The 258-nt window shown below is 54.7% G+C and carries 1 protein-coding gene; it reads left to right on the forward strand.

Annotated features, from left to right (window positions below; genetic code table 11):
• Positions 1–258: Ig-like domain-containing protein (locus HUN22_RS17875; RefSeq protein WP_254617580.1), on the forward strand; the 258-nt coding region annotated here is incomplete at both ends.

Here is a 258-nt window from a genome sequence, read left to right on the forward strand (position 1 = left end):
ACATCACGCCACCGGTGGTCGCGCTTGATGATGTCCTTACCAATGACAGCACACCTGCGCTCACCGGTACAGTCAATGACCCGACAGCTACTGTGGTGGTGAATGTAGATGGCACTGACTACCCGGCAGTAAACAATGGCGACGGCACCTGGACGCTTGCAGACAATAGCTTGCCTGTATTAACAGACGGTCCACACACCATTACCGTGACAGCAACAGATGCAGCGGGCAATGCGGGTACGGATACTGCAGTGGTAA

Source organism: Acinetobacter lactucae, assembly GCF_013344765.1.
Lineage (GTDB): Bacteria > Pseudomonadota > Gammaproteobacteria > Pseudomonadales > Moraxellaceae > Acinetobacter > Acinetobacter lactucae_A.